This window comes from Enterobacter sp. 04-C-12-SI-ECC (genome assembly GCF_047530715.1).
GTDB lineage: Bacteria > Pseudomonadota > Gammaproteobacteria > Enterobacterales > Enterobacteriaceae > Enterobacter > Enterobacter bugandensis.
Genome location: NZ_JBLKDI010000013.1, coordinates 84,504 through 102,344, shown reverse-complemented (window position 1 = coordinate 102,344; position 17,841 = coordinate 84,504). Strand labels below are relative to the sequence as shown.

At 57.1% G+C, this 17,841-nt stretch carries 18 protein-coding genes; 7 read left to right on the top strand and 11 right to left on the bottom strand.

What is annotated here, in order from left to right; all coding sequences use genetic code 11:
• Window position 1: 1 nt before the first annotated feature.
• From ACMWL8_RS16640 to rfaD, 4 genes are read right to left on the bottom strand one after another with little or no spacing between them, the layout of a single operon-like run.
• The gene (locus tag ACMWL8_RS16640; RefSeq protein WP_045260060.1) at window positions 2–1,102 is read right to left on the bottom strand and encodes a glycosyltransferase family 9 protein; all 1,101 of its coding nucleotides are present in this window, start codon (window positions 1,100–1,102) and stop codon (window positions 2–4) included.
• 3 nt (window positions 1,103–1,105) lie between these two features.
• On the bottom strand, window positions 1,106–2,089 hold the full coding sequence (gene rfaC / locus ACMWL8_RS16635) for a lipopolysaccharide heptosyltransferase RfaC (protein ID WP_241276784.1): 984 nt from the start codon (window positions 2,087–2,089) through the stop codon (window positions 1,106–1,108).
• Between the two features lie 3 nt (window positions 2,090–2,092).
• Entirely contained in the window at window positions 2,093–3,139 is a 1,047-nt protein-coding gene (rfaF, locus tag ACMWL8_RS16630; protein ID WP_045260058.1) for an ADP-heptose--LPS heptosyltransferase RfaF, read from the bottom strand.
• A gap of 2 nt (window positions 3,140–3,141) precedes the next feature.
• Window positions 3,142–4,074 (bottom strand): ADP-glyceromanno-heptose 6-epimerase, encoded by a 933-nt coding sequence (rfaD, locus tag ACMWL8_RS16625; RefSeq protein ID WP_045260057.1) that lies wholly within the window; start codon window positions 4,072–4,074, stop codon window positions 3,142–3,144.
• A gap of 215 nt (window positions 4,075–4,289) precedes the next feature.
• On the opposite strand from rfaD, the gene kbl reads away from it, so the two are divergent.
• Window positions 4,290–5,486 carry a glycine C-acetyltransferase gene (kbl, locus tag ACMWL8_RS16620; protein WP_045260056.1) on the top strand — a complete coding sequence of 399 codons (1,197 nt, stop codon included), beginning with the start codon at window positions 4,290–4,292 and terminating at the stop codon, window positions 5,484–5,486.
• Window positions 5,487–5,495: 9 nt separating this feature from the next.
• Window positions 5,496–6,524, top strand: coding sequence for an L-threonine 3-dehydrogenase (gene tdh / locus ACMWL8_RS16615; protein WP_006812404.1), 1,029 nt, complete (start codon window positions 5,496–5,498; stop codon window positions 6,522–6,524).
• A gap of 26 nt (window positions 6,525–6,550) precedes the next feature.
• Here the strand turns inward: tdh and ACMWL8_RS16610 are convergent, their stop codons facing one another.
• Genes ACMWL8_RS16610 through gpmM form a run of 5 tightly spaced genes read right to left on the bottom strand, consistent with a single transcriptional unit; the run spans window position 6,551 to window position 12,498 of the window.
• Window positions 6,551–7,465, bottom strand: a complete 915-nt coding sequence (locus tag ACMWL8_RS16610) for a hypothetical protein (RefSeq protein ID WP_045260055.1) — start codon at window positions 7,463–7,465, stop codon at window positions 6,551–6,553.
• A 15-nt stretch (window positions 7,466–7,480) separates the two neighbouring features.
• Entirely contained in the window at window positions 7,481–8,686 is a 1,206-nt protein-coding gene (locus ACMWL8_RS16605) for a glycosyltransferase (RefSeq protein ID WP_045260054.1), read from the bottom strand.
• A 20-nt stretch (window positions 8,687–8,706) separates the two neighbouring features.
• Window positions 8,707–9,657 (bottom strand): divergent polysaccharide deacetylase family protein, encoded by a 951-nt coding sequence (locus ACMWL8_RS16600; RefSeq protein WP_045260053.1) that lies wholly within the window; start codon window positions 9,655–9,657, stop codon window positions 8,707–8,709.
• Between the two features lie 3 nt (window positions 9,658–9,660).
• A complete protein-coding gene (gene envC, locus ACMWL8_RS16595) occupies window positions 9,661–10,920 on the bottom strand; it encodes a murein hydrolase activator EnvC (RefSeq protein ID WP_235428248.1) in 1,260 nt (419 codons plus the stop codon).
• Between the two features lie 33 nt (window positions 10,921–10,953).
• On the bottom strand, window positions 10,954–12,498 hold the full coding sequence (gene gpmM, locus ACMWL8_RS16590; protein ID WP_045260051.1) for a 2,3-bisphosphoglycerate-independent phosphoglycerate mutase: 1,545 nt from the start codon (window positions 12,496–12,498) through the stop codon (window positions 10,954–10,956).
• A 246-nt stretch (window positions 12,499–12,744) separates the two neighbouring features.
• Here gpmM and ACMWL8_RS16585 point away from each other — a divergent pair, with 246 nt between their 5' ends.
• From ACMWL8_RS16585 to cysE, 5 genes are all read left to right on the top strand, one after another.
• Window positions 12,745–13,176, top strand: coding sequence for a rhodanese-like domain-containing protein (locus ACMWL8_RS16585; RefSeq protein WP_014882007.1), 432 nt, complete (start codon window positions 12,745–12,747; stop codon window positions 13,174–13,176).
• 11 nt (window positions 13,177–13,187) lie between these two features.
• Window positions 13,188–13,439: a glutaredoxin 3 gene (gene grxC, locus ACMWL8_RS16580; RefSeq protein ID WP_028015037.1), complete on the top strand. Its 252-nt coding sequence runs from the start codon at window positions 13,188–13,190 to the stop codon at window positions 13,437–13,439.
• Between the two features lie 32 nt (window positions 13,440–13,471).
• Entirely contained in the window at window positions 13,472–13,939 is a 468-nt protein-coding gene (gene secB / locus ACMWL8_RS16575) for a protein-export chaperone SecB (protein ID WP_003860835.1), read from the top strand.
• A complete protein-coding gene (gene gpsA / locus ACMWL8_RS16570; RefSeq protein WP_028015038.1) occupies window positions 13,939–14,958 on the top strand; it encodes an NAD(P)H-dependent glycerol-3-phosphate dehydrogenase in 1,020 nt (339 codons plus the stop codon). Before secB ends, gpsA begins: the two co-directional genes overlap by 1 nt.
• Window positions 14,959–15,033: 75 nt before the next feature.
• Window positions 15,034–15,855 (top strand): serine O-acetyltransferase, encoded by an 822-nt coding sequence (cysE, locus tag ACMWL8_RS16565; RefSeq protein WP_008502718.1) that lies wholly within the window; start codon window positions 15,034–15,036, stop codon window positions 15,853–15,855.
• On the opposite strand, the gene trmL is transcribed toward cysE, so the two are convergent.
• Together trmL and ACMWL8_RS16555 are read right to left on the bottom strand one after the other, a co-directional pair.
• A complete protein-coding gene (gene trmL, locus ACMWL8_RS16560; RefSeq protein WP_006808633.1) occupies window positions 15,852–16,325 on the bottom strand; it encodes a tRNA (uridine(34)/cytosine(34)/5-carboxymethylaminomethyluridine(34)-2'-O)-methyltransferase TrmL in 474 nt (157 codons plus the stop codon). The genes cysE and trmL overlap by 4 nt on opposite strands.
• Window positions 16,326–16,370: 45 nt before the next feature.
• Window positions 16,371–17,711: an MFS transporter gene (locus ACMWL8_RS16555; protein ID WP_028015040.1), complete on the bottom strand. Its 1,341-nt coding sequence runs from the start codon at window positions 17,709–17,711 to the stop codon at window positions 16,371–16,373.
• Window positions 17,712–17,841: the final 130 nt, after the last annotated feature.

Below are 17,841 nucleotides of genomic sequence, written 5' to 3'. Positions count from 1 at the left end.
ATTAGTTTCCCTGAGCATCAAAGGCAGATTTTGCTGTTGGTAGCCCGCAAATGAAATGTTTGAGTTCGTCCAGCGATTCATCTGTTACCGCGAAGAGTTCTTCCCGGCCTTGCGGGAAATAATACCGAGTTTCAAAAACATACGAGCAAATATTGTCATCGTTGCCAATCAGCAACACGTTGCCAAGCGGGCGCTGCTCGTAGTGACAGCACGGACCGAACAGTAAGACGACCGGCACGCCAACCGCATCGGCGATGTAGACATTCCCCGAGTCGGAGGCGATATAACAATCCATTTTAGAAATTGCCCACGGAAGCTCTTCAAGCGAGATCTTGCCAATCAGATTAATAAAGTTGGGCAGTTCACCGTAAGCGCGGGTGATGTCATCCATCCAGGACTGTTCATTCGGGGCGCCAAAGACATAAAACTCGCAGGGCAGGTCGGCGAGACGATCGGCAATTTGCTTCCAGATGACAGGCGGAACGGTTTTAGCTTTATTCCCGGCGGCTATACTGATGCCAATGCGGACCGCGCCGGGTTTATCAAGGATCGCCGGATAAGTCGCGGGTTTAAACAGTGGCTTTGTGGCGTGCTTTGGAGTGTCTTGCCAGGTCAGAGCACGGTCGGCCAGCTTAAGATAGTTAGTGACTGTTAACGTTTTTCTACCGTGGTCAACCGTACCATCGGCCGTTGAATAGAAAATCCCGTGATACCACCTGCGCGTGTAAGTGCTTAAGAATTGCTTGTTTTTGGCGTTACAAACGGAGGCGAAAAAAAGATTCACGCTGTTAGGCTGCAGAAGGTAGACGTTGTCATAGCGGTTCATGATCCTGCAGGCGAAACAGAGCTTACGCCACAGGTTACGCTTATGCTGCTCAATAAAATAAATCTCTTCAACCGTCTCGTCATGCTTCGCCAGCGCACCCACGCTGCGACTGATCAGCACGTCGCTTTTTTGCAGCCAGCCCAGAAGGGGCGTTGCATTAACAAAATCACCGATTTTGGCTGTCTGAATGACCAGGTTTTTCCCTGTCTCTTTGCGCAACAGCTTCCGGATAAGCTTCACCGGAAAGAGTAAAATCAGCAGAAATACGTAACTCATGGGTTAAATATCCCTGTTGGAAAGCCAACGGCTGCCCTGTAAAAATGAAAAAATCGCATCTGCGCTGATATCCTTCGTTTGCTGAGTCGGGCTGACCATCTGATGTTGGTTTTTGCCATAGCCCCCGATCAGGCCGGGATCGGTCGGGCCAAAAAGGGTGATATTTGGGCGATCCAGCGCCGCGGTTAAATGGCTTAAACCCGTATCCACGGAAACAACGGCGTTAGCGCCTGCCAGCTCTGCGGCAACCTGCGCCAGCGTGAGTTTGGGTAACACCTCGACGTGGGAAAAGCCTGCTGCCAGACGCGCCGCACGCTGCCGCTCATGCTCAGCGCCCCACGGGAGTTTAATATGGATACCGGAGGGTTGCATTAGTTCAATCAGCCTTCGCCAGTGTGTTTCCGGCCAGTGCTTATCGTCGCGCGTTGTGGCATGCAGAAAGACAAGATAAGGCTGAGCACAGGGATCTGTATTGCGCAAAAAGTGCTGCGCAATGGCGTAGTCGCCCTGCGCTTCCGGTTTCGCATAGCCGAGGCTTTTCGCAAACAGCTCGCGGGTGCGTTCTACGGCGTGCTGCTGCTTTGCGATGTTGTGGCGACGGTTATAGAACAGACTCGCCAGTGGTTCGCGGGCGGTGTGCCAGTCCATGCCGTGCTTTACGCCGTGCGCCAGACGCGTGACCAGCGCCGCGCTTTTCACCAGCCCCTGCGCGTCGATAATCGCGTCGTAACGCTGCGCATGCACCATTTCACGGAAGGCTTTACGCTCGGCTTTAATCGGCGCGGAGAACCACGCTTTGCGCCAGCGGCGAATCGCGACCGGGATCACGCGGTCAACCGCTTCATGCCAGGTGGGGATCTGCGCGAAGCCTTCTTCTACCACCCAGTCAAAACGGATGCCGGGAATGGCCCGCATGGCGTCCGTCAGCGACGGTAGCGTATGCAGAACATCACCCATTGAGGAGGTTTTAACGATCAATACCCGCATCCGTTATCCTTCTTCGCTCAACAACAGTTCGTTGAGCTCTTCGAGAACGCGCTGCGGCGTTATGTCGATCAGGCTCTGATGGTAACCTTCTGCCGCATCGCCTTTGCGGACTTTGTGATAGCCGGTAATGAGACGAATAACGCGCGCCTTGTGTGACAGCGGCGGCGTGAAGTCCGGGCTGCTTGGGCCATACAGCGCAACCAGCGGACGTTCCAGCGCGGCGGCGACGTGCATCAGGCCAGAGTCATTGCTGACCACGGCCTTACAGGCGGCAATCAGGATAACGGCCTGCTCAAGCTGCGTTTCTCCAGCCAGGTTGCGGCACCAGGCCTGTTGCTCGGTGCTCAGCGTGGCGAGAATTTCGTTGCCCGCCTCGTGATCTTTCGCCGAGCCAAACAGCACAATCTGGTAGCCTTCGTCGATCAGCTGTTTCGCCAGTTCGGCGTAGTGGTAGTGCGGCCAGCGTTTTGCCGGGCCAAATTCTGCGCCGGGGCAGAAGCCAATCATTGGGCGTTCGGACGAAAGACCAAACGCGCTGCAGGTCTGAGATTTTTCACCATCGTTAACCTGAAGCTGGGGCCACAGCAGCGGCTGCGGCAGGTCTTTCGCGCTGCGCATCACCCCTTTGTCGTAGGCCAGCGCCACGTAGCGCTCCACCATCAGCGGCCAGGCCGCTTTATCCAGCACCCGGGCGTCGTTCAGCAGACCGTAGCGCATTTCACCGCGCCAGCCGGTACGGTGCGGAATGCCCGCAAAGAAAGGTACGAGGGCGGATTTAAAGGAGTTTGGCAGCACGTACGCACGGTCATAGCGCTTCTCGCGCAGGCTATGGCCGAGCTTGCGGCGTTCGCCGATTTCCAGCGCCCCGTGGCCGAGCGGCATCGGGATCGCCTCGTTTACTTCCGGCATACGCGATAACAGCGGACGGCACCATGCGGGTGCCATCACGTCGATTATCGCCTGGGGATAACGCGCCTTGAGCGTGCGATAGAGACTTTGCGACATCATCATGTCGCCCACCCATGACGGGCCGATCACCAGAATCTTCATACTTACGCGTCGCGGTTCAGCCAGGCCATATATTCCGTTACGCCTTCGGCAACGGTCTTGAACGGCTTGTCGTAGCCCGCGGCGCGCAGGTTGGTCAGGTCGGCCTGCGTGAACGCCTGGTAGCGGCCTTTCAGCTTATCCGGGAACGGAATGTACTCGATGCTGCCTTTCTTATGGTATGCCAGCGTTGCGTCAGCCACCGCCTGGAAGGACTCTGCGCGGCCGGTACCGAGGTTGAAAATGCCGGAGACGCCGCTTTCCAGGAACCACAGGTTTACGGCTGCAACGTCGCCTACGTAGACGAAGTCGCGCTTGAAGCCGTCGCTGCCTTCGAACAGTTTCGGGCTTTCACCGTTATTCAACTGGGTGTTCAGGTGGAACGCCACGCTCGCCATGCTGCCCTTGTGCCCTTCGCGCGGCCCGTAAACGTTGAAGTAGCGGAAGCCGACAATCTGCGAGTTCGCTTCCGGCAGGATCTGACGCACGTACTCGTCAAACAGGAACTTGGAGTAGCCGTAGACGTTCAGCGGCTGCTCATATTCGCGGGACTCGATGAAATCAGAAGTGCGGCCGCCATAGGTTGCCGCAGACGAGGCATACAGGAATGGAATTTCACGCTCCAGGCAGTAGTGCAGGAGCTCTTTAGAGTACTGATAGTTGTTATCCATCATGTACTTGCCGTCCCACTCGGTGGTGGAAGAGCACGCACCTTCGTGGAAGATGGCTTCGATCTCGCCGAACTCTTCACCCGCCATAATCTGGATAAGGAAGTCTTCTTTATCCATGTAGTCAGCGATGTTCAGATCCACCAGGTTAACGAACTTGGTGCCGTCTTTCAGGTTGTCCACCACCAGAATGTCGGTGATGCCCTTATCATTGAGAGCCTTGATAATGTTGCTGCCGATAAAGCCCGCGCCGCCGGTAACGATGATCATAACTGTAACCTTTGAAGTGTTGAGCCCGGGGACAATCCCGGACGCTAATATTCATATCATATCATCACAATGCCCGGTCTTCAGCCATTCACCGATATGCAGCAGGGGTACACGTGATTTATGCTGCAAAAACGAGAAGAGATACGGCGTCATCTCGTCATGAACTATAGGTTTGGGTAATATGTGCCAAAATTTGCCGAGTCTGGAGAATTGCAATGCGTGGTGATTTTTACAAACAGTTAAACAGCGACCTCGACACCGCACGTGCGGAAGGGTTGTTCAAAGAAGAGCGTATTATCACGTCTGCCCAGCAGGCGGACATCACCGTTGCCGACGGCAGCCATGTGATCAACTTTTGCGCGAACAACTACTTAGGTCTTGCGAATCACCCTGAGCTGATTGCCGCCGCGAAAAATGGCATGGATACCCACGGCTTCGGCATGGCCTCCGTGCGCTTCATCTGCGGCACCCAGGATAGCCACAAGCAGCTTGAGCAAAAGCTGGCAAACTTTCTCGGAATGGAAGACGCGATTCTGTACTCCTCCTGCTTCGACGCCAACGGCGGTCTGTTTGAAACCCTGCTCGGCGCAGAAGATGCGATTATCTCCGACGCCCTGAACCACGCCTCCATCATCGACGGTGTTCGCCTGTGTAAAGCGAAGCGTTTCCGCTACGCCAACAACGACATGGTTGAGCTGGAAGCGCGGCTCAAAGAGGCACGCGAAGCGGGTGCCCGCCACGTACTGATCGCGACCGACGGGGTATTCTCCATGGACGGCGTGATCGCCAACCTGAAGGGCGTGTGCGACCTGGCGGATAAATACGACGCGCTGGTGATGGTCGATGACTCCCACGCGGTCGGTTTTGTCGGCGAAAACGGCCGCGGCTCCCATGAATACTGTGACGTGATGGGCCGCGTGGACATCATCACCGGTACGCTGGGCAAAGCGCTCGGCGGCGCGTCCGGCGGTTATACCGCTGCGCGTAAAGAGGTGGTTGAGTGGCTGCGTCAGCGCTCCCGTCCGTACCTGTTCTCCAACTCCCTGGCGCCGGCCATTGTGGCCGCCTCCATCAAAGTGCTGGAGATGGTGGAGTCCGGCGCCGAGCTGCGCGACCGACTGTGGGCAAACGCCCGTCTGTTCCGCGAAAAAATGAGCGCCGCAGGGTTCACCCTGGCCGGCGCTGACCACGCGATCATTCCTGTGATGCTCGGCGATGCGGTTGTGGCGCAGCAGTTTGCCCGCGAGCTGCAGAAAGAAGGGATTTACGTCACCGGGTTCTTCTTCCCGGTGGTACCAAAAGGTCAGGCGCGCATCCGCACCCAGATGTCTGCGGCGCATTCGCCTGAACAAATTGAGCGTGCGGTGGAAGCCTTTACCCGCATCGGCAAACAGCTGGGCGTAATTGCCTGAGGACGTGTGATGAAAGCGTTATCCAAACTGAAAGCGGAAGAAGGGATTTGGATGACCGACGTGCCGGAGCCGGAAGTCGGTCATAACGATCTGCTGATCAAAATTCGTAAAACGGCTATCTGCGGTACTGACGTTCACATCTACAACTGGGACCAGTGGTCGCAGAAAACCATTCCGGTACCGATGGTGGTCGGTCACGAATACGTCGGCGAAGTGGTCGGCATCGGCCAGGAAGTCAAAGGCTTTAGCATTGGCGATCGCGTCTCTGGTGAAGGCCATATTACCTGCGGTCACTGCCGCAACTGCCGTGGCGGTCGCACCCACCTGTGCCGCAACACCGTCGGCGTGGGCGTAAATCGTCCGGGCTGCTTCGCGGAATACCTGGTGATCCCGGCGTTTAACGCCTTCAAAATCCCGGACAATATCTCTGACGATCTGGCCTCCATCTTCGACCCGTTCGGCAACGCGGTACACACCGCGCTCTCCTTCGACCTGGTCGGTGAAGACGTGCTGGTCTCCGGCGCCGGCCCAATCGGCATTATGGCGGCAGCCGTGGCGAAGCACGTGGGCGCGCGCAACGTGGTGATCACCGACGTGAACGAATACCGCCTGTCGCTGGCGCGCAAAATGGGCGTCACCCGTGCGGTGGATGTCTCGAAAGAGAGCCTGACCGACGTGATGGAAGAGTTGGGTATGACCGAAGGCTTTGACGTAGGCCTGGAGATGTCCGGCGCGCCGCCGGCGTTCCGCACCATGCTGGACACCATGAACCACGGTGGCCGTATCGCGATGCTGGGCATTCCGCCGTCAGATATGTCCATCGACTGGAACAAAGTCATCTTCAAGGGGCTGTTCATCAAGGGCATCTATGGCCGCGAGATGTTCGAAACCTGGTACAAGATGGCAGCGCTGATCCAGTCCGGCCTGGATCTGTCCCCGATTATCACTCACCGTTTCTCCATCGATGAGTTCCAGCAGGGCTTCGACGCGATGCGTTCCGGCCAGTCAGGGAAAGTGATCCTGAGCTGGGATAAGTAAACAAAAAGGGGCCTCTGGCCCCTTTTTTACTGATTCTTTTTCTCTTCGTCCGTCAGGTAGCGCACCTTGCGGGTATAGTCCTGCCCTTTGAACAGCAGTTTGTTATCCGGCGATTCCAGATACTTCTGCCATTCGGAAAGCGGGAAACCCCCGTGCGCGCCAATCACCTCTTTCGGCACAACGGCTTCCTGACCGCCGATCTTCTTGGATACAGGCCAGTTCATCCAGTCGCCCAGGTTAACCGTTTTAACATCCAGCATGTCCAGCAGCGCGGCGAGCGGCAGCTGATCGGTCGGCGGCTGCGTGTCGTCCATCAGCTCCCAGGTATCCTGGAACAGCGTCAGCCACAGCGGGCAGATGCGACGCCAGGTCTTTTTGGTTGCGGCAAGAAACGCGCCGTTAACGTGATCGACCAGATACGGGCGCACCGTTTCTTTGTAATATGCCGGCACTTTTTCTGCGGGGGCGCCGTCCAGCTTGGCAATCATTTTGCCCTGACGGAAGCTGGAGTAGATGTGCATATCGGCCATGTTGATCTGGGGCATCTTCAGCAGGTTGAGATCGGAGTCGATCATCAATACGCCTTCTCCGCGCGCCTGAAGCGGAGCGTTAAGCTTCACCAGACGGCTGAGGTAGATCTGCTTATAGCGGTACCCCTCTTCACGTTTTGGCAGCGTGAGGGTCACAACGCGGGTTTTTGGCGGCAGCTCGCCGAAAGCGGATTCAGGCTGATCGCTGACGATAACAATCTCGCTGACGTCGGTGGCGTAACGCTCTGCAAAGGTCGCTGACAATAACGCCTCTTCGACGAAATCCGCGCCCGTACAAGGGATCACGATGGAATCAACCGCAACGAGATCGCGCGTGACCGGAAGGGAAGCGTAAGGAATGTTATGACGCCCGGTAATGTGGCGGTAGCGAGCATTCAGGAATTTAAACATGTTCTTCTCGTTTGGTTATTGCGCGCCAAGAACGGCCTCGACACCGTTAACATAGCTTTCAATGGCATACACGTTGCAGACATTCTGGTGCGCGGCTGCGGCGAGCCGGGCGCGCAGAGCAGGATCCTGCCAGATATTATCCAGATGTTGAGCAAGTTGCGACACATCGCTCCACGGGAACAGCAGCCCGGTCGACTCATGGTCGATCAATTCTGCCGTGCCGGTTACCTTTGAGCCAATCACCGGGATATTCAGCAGCATTGCCTCCAGCACGACGCGGGGCAAACCTTCGCTCTTCGAAGCCAGAATAAACGCGTCAAAGGTGGCGAGATAGTCAAAAGGCGTGTTCTGGAAACCGGTAAAAATGACGTGCTCAGCAATCCCCAGCGCGTCAGCCTGCGCCGTCAGCGCGCCGCGTTCAGCCCCTTCACCGACCAGCACCATTTTCCATTTTGCCTGCGGATGCTTCTGGCTGAACTGGGCCAGCGCCTCCAGCGTGTGGTGGTTGGACTTGCGAGGGATAAGCGACCCAATGCTGCCGAACACAAACGTCTCATCATCAATGTTCAGACGCTGGCGCATGGCGCGTCGGTCGGGCAAGGGCTGGTGGATGTCGATGGCGTTGTTGACCGTGGTACACAGCTCGGGCCGGACGCCATGCTGAAGAAGCACGCGTTCAACGCCGTGCGAGACGGCGATGATTTTTGTGGCGTGGGCATTCACCAGCTTCACCAGCGGCGGGGTCAGCACCGGTTCAATCCGGCAATGCTGAATTATCCGCGCATGCAGGTTCGCGCCCGCCAGATACCCTTCTTCGTTAGAGCCCGGCTGATTGTTCATGTACAGCGTATCGAAACCCCCTTCCCTGAAAATCGTCTCGATCTTGCTGACGTTGGGCCGGATGCGCCAGAGCGTGTCAATATGTCGGGTAAACGCCTTGCGGGCGCTGCGCGAGAAAAACAGCAGGCTGCGGCCCAGCTCTTTTGCAACCTTCGCCCATCCGGGCTGCTTTTGCTGCGGAATGACAATTAAAGGGATGCCAATGCCGTTCAACACCTGGCCGATGGTTTGTCCTTCGGCCCGGCTGTAATCACTGTAAAAACAACAGGTAATATCGAACTTCTCGCGGTTAATCCGCTTCAGAAGCTCGAGCATGCTGTTGGTGCCTCCTCCCCACTCTTTACCGGTATCGAGGAGCAGAATTTTGTGTCGCTGTGGCATCTTTCTACCTTAATCGCCTGTCACTGGGATTGGTTCGCTGAGACTTTTTTACCCCATCCCTGCCACTGGTGCTGGAAGTACTGCACCAGCGTACTCTGGCCCACGCTTTCGCTGATGACCGTAAAGAAGCGGGTTGCATGCACCGGCTCGAGCGGCTTTTTCAGCGCGCAGTTCTTCACGCCGCGGAACGGATTACGCGGCTGCGTTGCCGGAGGTTGAGCGCTTTCCGGACGAGACGTGTCAACCTGCGGTTCATTGAGCAGATCGCTCGGGCGTACCAGCGTGATATCGGCGGGTAAGGTCGGCAGCATTTGCTGCAAAACGCGAACGGTAGACGGATGCGGGTGCCCGATGGCAATCGCCGAACCGTTACGGCGCGCAAGCGCTACCGCGCGGTTGAACTGCACGCGGATATCCGCTTCGTTCTGGGAGTCGTCCAGGAAGACTTTGCGCTTGATGACCTTCACCCCCGTACCCTGAGCGGCACGCATCGCCTGGCTGTTGCCAATGGTCATGCTGTCGAGGAAATAGAGATTGTAACGCTCCAGCGCCTGCATCACCTTCAGCATACCGTACAGGCTGGAGGTCATCGCGCTACCCATATGGTTGTTCAGACCCACGGCATACGGCACCTTGTTGTAGGCGTCGCGGATGATGCGTTCGATCTCATCGCTGCTCATATCCGGGCGCAGGGTGTCTTTTTCCAGCGGCTGCTTGCTGAGCGGTGCCATCGGAAGATGGATGAGGACCTGGTGGCCGCTATTGTGCGCTTTGGTCGCCATTTCATGCGCGTGAGGCGCATTCGGCAGGACGGCGACGGAGATGGCTGATGGCATCGCCAGCACCTGATTTTCATAGTGTGGTCGATAACCGAAGTCATCAATCACGATGGCGAGTTTACCTGCATATACCGGTGCAGCCAGCGCCAGCACGCTGACGACGGAGAGAACCATTCGACGAAATTGAAGCAAAACTTATCTTCCCAACCACGGCTGTGGATTGACCGCCTGACCCTGACGACGAATTTCGAAATAGAGTGACGGGCGGCCCTGACCGCCACTGCTGCCCACAAGGGCGATGGGTTGGCCGGCGCGCACCTGAGTGCCGACGCTGACCAGCGCGCTCTGGTTGTAGCCGTAAAGACTCATGTCGCCTTTACCATGCTCGACCACCACCACCAGCCCGTAACCCTGCAGCCAGTCGGCCAGGATCACGCGGCCATCGGCGATGGCTTTCACTTCGCTACCTTCAGACGCACCGATAACGATCCCTTTCCAACGTAGCTCACCCTGCAGCTGTTCGCCATAGCGATGCAGAATAGTGCCGCGAACGGGCCAGTAGGCCTGACCGCGCGGGGAACCCAGACCGCCGGTACGCGACATCAGGGAGCGTTCGCTTTCGCTTGGCTTGTAGGTGGTCCCTTTGCGGGAGGCTTCCTGCTGCTTGTCGCGAACCGCCTGCGCCTCGCGGGCCTCTTTTTCGGCGCGCGCCTTCGCTGCGGCTTCCGCACGGGCAATGCTGTTACGCAGTTTTGATTCGTTGGCGCGCATTTCGCTCAGCTGGCTCTGTCCTGCCTGAATGGAGGACTCAAGACCGGACAGCGTTTTCTTGCGTTCGTTACGGGCCTGCTCAAGTTTCGCCTGCTGCGCTTTTTGTTCGTAGAGCAACGTCTGCTGCTGGCTCTGCTTCTCTTCCAGCTCCGCTTTTTGGGTGGAGACCTCTTCACGCGTTTGTTTCAGCTGTGCAATGGTCTCCTGACGCGCCTGGTTCAGATAGCCGAAATAGGCCTGCAGACGTTGGCCGCGCTGGCTCTCTTCACCGCTGAGGATCAGCTGGAGTCCGGTATGCTCACCCTGGCGGAATGCGGCATCCAGCTGTGCTGCGAGGTTGCGCTCCTGCGCATCACGCTGGCGCTCCAGTTTGGCAATCGACGCATTCATCTCGTCGATCTGTTTGTTCAACTGGGTGAGGGTGTTTTGCGTTTCACGGAGTTTACGTGCGGCAGCGGAGATGGCCTCTTCCTGCTGCTTAAGCTGGGCGAGCAGGGCGGCGCGCTGCTGTTGCTGCTGGCGTACCGCACGCTCTTTGGCGGCGATATCGGCCTGAATGGATTTCAGCTGGTCGCGGTCATCCGCGTGGGCGGATGCGGCGCACAGCAATACGCCAGCGCTGAGTGCGCTGGCGCAAAGCAGAGGTCTGACTGATAGCCTAAGCGGCTTCACGACCCATGTGATTGAAAAAATCGCCTTTCCCCTCATGGGGAGCGATTATTCCACGATGAACAGCGGCTTACCAGTCATCTCTTCAGGGATCGGCATACCCATCAGCGACAACATGGTTGGCGCGATGTCGGAAAGCTTGCCGCCTTCTACTGCTTTCACTGATTTATCACCCACATAAATCAGCGGAACAGGGAGGTTGGTATGGGCGGTATGCGCCTGACCGGTTGCCGGGTCGCGCATCTGCTCGGCGTTACCGTGGTCAGCGGTGATCAGCAGCTGGCCGCCAACGGACTCAACCGCTTTCGCAACCTGCTCAACGCAGTGGTCCAGCGCTTCAACCGCCTTCACTGCCGCTTCCATTACGCCAGTATGGCCGACCATGTCGCCGTTCGGGTAGTTACAGATGATGGTGTCGTACTTGCCGCTTTTGATGGCCGCGACCAGTTTTTCAGTCAATTCCGCAGAGCTCATCTCTGGCTGCAGATCGTAAGTCGCAACTTTCGGCGAGTTGATCAGAATGCGCTCTTCGCCTATGAACGGCTCTTCAACGCCGCCGTTAAAGAAGAAGGTCACGTGCGCATACTTCTCAGTTTCGGAGATACGCAGCTGGGTTTTGTCGTTCTTCGCCATCCACTCACCGAAGGTGTTAGCCAGCGAGGCTGGTGGGTACGCGCACGGCGCGTTGATGTCTGCGGCGTATTCAGTCAGCTGGATGAAGTCGATGTTCACCACTTTTTTACGGGCGAAACCGTCGAAGTCGCTGTTGACGAACGCACGGGTGATTTCGCGCGCGCGGTCAGCGCGGAAGTTCATAAAGATCAGCGCGTCGCCATCTTCCATTGCGGCATCGGCCTGGCCTTCAGCGCGGATCACGCTCGCTTTCACGAATTCATCGTTTTCATCACGCGCGTAAGCGGCTTCCAGCGCTTCAACCGCAGTCGGGAACTGGAATTCCCCTTTTGCCAGAGTCATCAGGTCATAGGCCTGTTCAACGCGATCCCAGCGGTTGTCGCGGTCCATAGCGTAGTAACGGCCAATGATGGAGGCCACGCGGCCTTTGCCCAGCGCGGCGAATTTGTCTTCGAAAGCTTTCAGGGACCCTTCTGCGCTGCGCGGTGGCGTATCGCGACCGTCCAGGAAGGCGTGCAGGTAGATTTTTTCCGCACCGCGTTCAGCGGCCAGTTCGACCATCGCCATGATGTGATCTTCGTGGCTGTGCACGCCGCCTGCGGAGAGCAGACCCATGATATGCACCGCTTTACCTGCCGCAACGGCTTTATCTACCGCACCGCAGAGAACCGGGTTAGCGAAGAAGGTGCGTTCTTTGATTTCGACGTCCAGACGGGTCAGATCCTGATACACGATACGACCCGCGCCGAGGTTAACGTGGCCAACTTCGGAGTTGCCCATCTGGCGATCCGGCAGGCCCACTTCCAGACCGGATGCGTCAATCAGGGTATGCGGACGTTTTGCCCACAGTGCATCCATGACCGGGGTTTTTGCGTTGAAAATAGCGTTATCCTGGCTGTCTTCACGGTAGCCATAGCCATCCAGAATCACCAGTACCATAGGTTTTTTAGAAACCGACATTGCAACAACCTCATGCTCAAGAGTCAAAATTTGCGTAATTTTACTACAGCTGAATCGATCAAATAGCCGCAGAAGATCAAAGAAAGCGCGGGGGCAAGATGCTGACCGGACCATTTTGAGGCATTTTTTTAGGTGGCATGCCGCAGAAAATGGATTAGGTTATGGTCGCTGGCTGTATTTGCCAGAACGCACAGGTATACTCCTGTCCTGGTTTTTTTATCACTTAGTCGGGAGTAGTTACCCTCCATGCAAGAAATTATGCAATTCGTTAGCCGCCATCCGGTACTGAGCATCGCGTGGATTGGCCTGCTGGCTGCTGTGCTGTTCACCACATTTAAGAGCCTGACGTCTAAGATTAAGGTTATCACCCGTGGTGAAGCGACGCGTCTGATTAACAAAGAAGATGCCGTCGTTGTCGATCTGCGTCAGCGTGACGATTTCCGTAAAGGTCACATTGCCGGCGCAATCAACCTGTTGCCAGCTGAAATCAAAGCCAACAACGTTGGTGAGCTTGAGAAACACAAAGCCCAGCCCATTATCGTTGTGGATGCGACCGGTATGCAGGCGCAGGAATCTGCCAGCGCGCTTTACAAAGCGGGCTTCGAAAACGTAACGGTACTGAAAGAAGGGATTTCCGGCTGGAGCGGGGAAAATCTTCCTTTGGTTCGCGGTAAATAAGGAGTTCAGTCATGGCCAATATTGAGATCTACACCAAAGCGACGTGCCCGTTCTGCCACCGTGCGAAAGCGCTGCTGAGCAGCAAAGGCGTCACGTTCCAGGAACTGCCAATCGACGGTGACGCGATCAAACGCGAAGAGATGATCCAACGTAGTGGTCGTACGACGGTTCCGCAGATTTTTATTGATGCGCAGCACATTGGCGGCTGTGATGACTTGTATGCGCTCGACGCCCGTGGTGGACTCGATCCGCTGCTGAGCTAAGAGACTTTAGGACAATTAAAAAGGGTATTTCCATGTCAGAACAAAACAACACCGAAATGACTTTCCAGATCCAGCGTATCTACACCAAGGATGTCTCTTTCGAAGCGCCAAATGCGCCGCACGTTTTCCAGAAAGACTGGCAGCCAGAGGTTAAACTTGATCTGGATACCGCATCCACCCAGCTGGCGGATGACGTGTATGAAGTCGTACTGCGTGTGACCGTGACCGCCTCTCTGGGCGAAGAAACTGCATTCCTGTGCGAAGTACAGCAGGGCGGTATCTTCTCCATCGGCGGCATCGAAGGCAACCAGATGGCGCATTGCCTGGGTGCATACTGCCCGAACATCCTGTTCCCGTATGCCCGTGAATGCATCACCAGCCTGGTTTCTCGCGGTACATTCCCGCAACTGAACCTTGCGCCAGTGAACTTTGATGCGCTGTTCATGAACTATCTGCAGCAGCAGGCTGGCGAAGGTGCCGAACAACATCAGGATGCCTGATGAGCACTGTTAATGCGTCAATGACTGTGATCGGTGCCGGCTCATACGGCACCGCTCTTGCCATCACGCTGGCAAGAAATGGTCACGACGTGGTCCTGTGGGGCCACGATCCAAAACATATCGCCACGCTGCAGCGCGACCGTTGCAATGTGGCGTTTCTCCCGGACGTTCCGTTCCCTGACACCCTGCACCTGGAAAGCGATCTTGCAACCGCGCTGGCGGCCAGCCGCAACATTTTGATTGTGGTGCCAAGCCATGTCTTTGGCGACGTGCTGAATCAGATCAAGCCGCTGATGCGCCCGGATGCGCGTATCGTCTGGGCGACCAAAGGGCTGGAAGCGGAAACCGGACGTCTGCTGCAGGACGTTGCCCGCGAAGCGCTGGGGGAAGAGATCCCGCTGGCGGTCATCTCCGGGCCGACCTTTGCCAAAGAGCTGGCTGCGGGCCTGCCGACGGCGATCTCGCTGGCATCCACCGATCAGGCCTTCTCCGACGATCTCCAGCAACTGCTGCACTGCGGCAAGAGCTTCCGCGTCTACAGCAACCCCGATTTTATCGGCGTGCAGCTGGGCGGCGCGGTGAAGAACGTGATTGCCATCGGGGCCGGGATGTCTGACGGTATTGGCTTTGGCGCCAACGCGCGTACGGCGTTGATTACCCGCGGCTTAACCGAGATGTCCCGTCTGGGCGAAGCGCTGGGTGCCGATCCGGCCACCTTTATGGGGATGGCGGGTCTGGGGGATCTGGTGCTGACCTGTACCGATAACCAGTCTCGTAACCGCCGCTTTGGCATGATGCTCGGACAGGGCAGCGATGTAAAAAGCGCGCAGGAGAAGATTGGACAGGTGGTGGAAGGCTACCGCAATACCAAAGAAGTCCGCGAATTGGCGCACCGGTTTGGTGTCGAAATGCCAATAACCGAGGAAATTTATCAGGTATTGTATTGCGGAAAAAATGCGCGCGAGGCAGCATTGACCTTATTAGGTCGTGCGCGCAAGGACGAGCGCAGCAGCAATTAGCCGGGAAGTATCGTCACCTGAATGACCCAGCCAGCGCAGAACTGGCTGGTCATTAACTATCGTCTGGAGTAAGCAATGCCGTGTGAAGAACTGGATATCGTCTGGAATAACATTAAAGCCGAAGCCCGGGCGCTGGCCGACTGTGAGCCTATGCTGGCCAGTTTCTATCACGCGACGCTACTCAAGCACGAAAATCTCGGCAGCGCGCTGAGCTATATGCTCGCCAACAAGCTGGCTTCTTCCATCATGCCTGCTATCGCCATTCGTGAGGTAGTGGAAGAGGCCTACGCCGCCGACCCGGAAATGATCGCCTCTGCCGCCTGTGATATCCAGGCCGTGCGCACGCGTGACCCGGCGGTGGATAAATATTCTACGCCACTTCTCTACCTGAAAGGCTTCCACGCTCTGCAGGCGTACCGCATTGGACACTGGCTGTGGAATGAAGGCCGCCGCGCGCTGGCGATCTTCCTGCAAAACCAGGTTTCCGTGACGTTTCAGGTTGATATTCACCCGGCGGCAAAGATTGGCCGCGGGATCATGCTCGACCACGCCACCGGGATCGTTGTCGGGGAAACGGCGGTGATTGAAGACGACGTCTCGATCCTGCAATCCGTTACCCTGGGCGGTACCGGGAAAACCAGCGGCGATCGCCACCCGAAAATTCGTGAAGGGGTGATGATTGGCGCGGGGGCTAAAATCCTCGGCAATATCGAAGTCGGGCGCGGCGCGAAGATTGGCGCGGGGTCGGTTGTGCTCCAGCCCGTGCCGCCGCACACCACCGCCGCTGGCGTACCGGCGCGCATCGTTGGTAAGCCAGACAGCGATAAGCCGTCGATGGATATGGATCAGCACTTCAACGGCATTCACCATACCTTCGAGTATGGTGACGGCATTTAACTTCTGAGAATGGCGCCCGGGTAACCCAGCTGGCGCCACGCTTCATACACCACCACCGACACCGCGTTCGACAGGTTCATGCTGCGGCTGTCCGGCATCATCGGAATCCGGATTTTCTGCTCAGCGGGCAGGGCATCCAGAATGGTGGCCGGCAGGCCGCGGGTTTCCGGACCAAACATCAGATAATCCCCGTCCTGATAGCTTACGGCGCTGTGCGCTGGCGTACCTTTGGTGGTCAGGGCGAACATGCGCTGCGGCTTCTCTGCTTCCAGAAACGCGGCGTAATCGTGATGGCGAACCACGGCGGTAAATTCATGGTAATCCAGCCCCGCGCGGCGCAGGCGTTTGTCGTCCCACGTAAAGCCCATCGGCTCAATGATGTGCAGACGAAAACCGGTGTTGGCGCACAGGCGGATGATATTGCCGGTGTTCGGCGGAATTTCTGGTTCGAATAAAACGATGTTAAGCATGCTGCCCCCTTAATTGCGGGGGCAGAATAGCAGAAAAGAGAGGAACTACGCGACGCCGGGTTCCTGCGAGCGGCTGTACAGCATTTTGTAGACGGTTGCCGCAGCGGCCACCAGAGCGGGCACGCTGAGGATCATTAAAATACTGTCTGCCTGCCACTGCATGGAAAGAAGCTGGGCGCTGGTCATGGTGCCCGCCACGCCGCCAAAGCGGCCGATCCCCTGCATCCAGGCGATGCCCGTCGCGCGGCACTCGGTAGGGTAAAAGGTGGCCGCGAGGGTTTGCATGCCCGACTGCGCGCCGTTCATCGCGATCCCCATCAGGAAAATCAGCCCGCCAAACAGGGCGATATGGTTATGCTCAAGGCCAAGCAAAAGAATCAGGCCCATCGTCAGCACAAAACCACCTGCGACCACCTTGTGCGCTTCCCAGCGGTCCATCATCCAGCCCGCGAGCAGAATGCCTGCGGTGCCGCCGAAGGTAAACAGCGAGGTGAGCCAGGCGGATTCCGCCAGGGCATAACCCATCCCCTGCATCAGCGTCGGCATCCAGCTAAGCAGGACGTAGTAAATCACCAGCCCCATAAAATAAGTCACCCACAGCATCAGGGTGCCGGGTAGCCAGGGCATGGAAAACAGCTGCCCCACGCTTCCTTTTTTAGACGCGGCTTTCTCTTCCGCCAGGAAAAAGCCCGTAACGCTCTCCAGCGTGCTGCGGCTGAACCGGCTGGCAATGCGGCGAACCTGCGCGACGTCTTTCCCGCGCTGCACCAGAAACTTCACCGATTCCGGCAGCAGCAGCGCCAGCAGCACGGTTAAAATCAGCGGTGCAATCGCGCCGGTCAGCAGCACGCTTCGCCAGCCGTGGTGAGGGATAAGCCAGGAAGAGATCGCCCCGCCGCCCGCTGCGCCCAGAGGGAAGCCGCAGTACATGGTATTAATCGCCATGGCGCGGCAGCGCTGGGGGGCGAACTCTGAGATCAGCGTGATGGCGTTAGGCATGGCGGCGCCGAGCCCGAGACCCGTCAGAAAGCGCCATAGCGTCAGGGTGTTGAGGCTTTGCGCCCAGGCCGTCCCCAGGCTCGCCAGGCCGAAGAACAGGCACGAGAAGACCAGCACGCGCTTGCGTCCCATCCGGTCCGATACCGGACCTGCAATAAGGGCTCCCAGCGACAGCCCCAGCAGCGCCGCACTCAGCACCGGCCCCAAATCCTGTTTATGTATTCCCCACTCCGCCGACAGCGTAGGCGCGATGTAGCCCATCGCTGCCGTATCAAAACCATCGATCGCCAGAACCAGAAAGCCCAGCACGATAAGAAGCCAGTGAAACCCTGAAAAAGGACTCTCGTCGATCACCTGCTGAATATCCACCTTACCTGAATAGGTCATACGCTCCCCTCCGATGTGATGTTGTTTTTGTGTTCTTGTATTTGCTTGTCTATACAATTGCGAACGGGAGGGGTGTGTCAAATTTTCTTATCCAGAATGTTACGCAGGTGTTATTTTCGACAAAAAAAGC

Excerpts from the sequence above, each read along its gene's own strand:
- ACMWL8_RS16640 (WP_045260060.1), bottom strand. The coding sequence starts at position 1,102 with ATGAGTTACGTATTTCTGCTGATTTTACTCTTTCCGGTGAAGCTTATC.
- rfaC (WP_241276784.1), bottom strand. The coding sequence starts at position 2,089 with ATGCGGGTATTGATCGTTAAAACCTCCTCAATGGGTGATGTTCTGCAT.
- rfaF (WP_045260058.1), bottom strand. The coding sequence starts at position 3,139 with ATGAAGATTCTGGTGATCGGCCCGTCATGGGTGGGCGACATGATGATG.
- rfaD (WP_045260057.1), bottom strand. The coding sequence starts at position 4,074 with ATGATCATCGTTACCGGCGGCGCGGGCTTTATCGGCAGCAACATTATC.
- kbl (WP_045260056.1), top strand. The coding sequence starts at position 4,290 with ATGCGTGGTGATTTTTACAAACAGTTAAACAGCGACCTCGACACCGCA.
- tdh (WP_006812404.1), top strand. The coding sequence starts at position 5,496 with ATGAAAGCGTTATCCAAACTGAAAGCGGAAGAAGGGATTTGGATGACC.
- ACMWL8_RS16610 (WP_045260055.1), bottom strand. The coding sequence starts at position 7,465 with ATGTTTAAATTCCTGAATGCTCGCTACCGCCACATTACCGGGCGTCAT.
- ACMWL8_RS16605 (WP_045260054.1), bottom strand. The coding sequence starts at position 8,686 with ATGCCACAGCGACACAAAATTCTGCTCCTCGATACCGGTAAAGAGTGG.
- gpmM (WP_045260051.1), bottom strand. The coding sequence starts at position 12,498 with ATGTCGGTTTCTAAAAAACCTATGGTACTGGTGATTCTGGATGGCTAT.
- ACMWL8_RS16585 (WP_014882007.1), top strand. The coding sequence starts at position 12,745 with ATGCAAGAAATTATGCAATTCGTTAGCCGCCATCCGGTACTGAGCATC.
- grxC (WP_028015037.1), top strand. The coding sequence starts at position 13,188 with ATGGCCAATATTGAGATCTACACCAAAGCGACGTGCCCGTTCTGCCAC.
- secB (WP_003860835.1), top strand. The coding sequence starts at position 13,472 with ATGTCAGAACAAAACAACACCGAAATGACTTTCCAGATCCAGCGTATC.
- gpsA (WP_028015038.1), top strand. The coding sequence starts at position 13,939 with ATGAGCACTGTTAATGCGTCAATGACTGTGATCGGTGCCGGCTCATAC.
- cysE (WP_008502718.1), top strand. The coding sequence starts at position 15,034 with ATGCCGTGTGAAGAACTGGATATCGTCTGGAATAACATTAAAGCCGAA.
- trmL (WP_006808633.1), bottom strand. The coding sequence starts at position 16,325 with ATGCTTAACATCGTTTTATTCGAACCAGAAATTCCGCCGAACACCGGC.
- ACMWL8_RS16555 (WP_028015040.1), bottom strand. The coding sequence starts at position 17,711 with ATGACCTATTCAGGTAAGGTGGATATTCAGCAGGTGATCGACGAGAGT.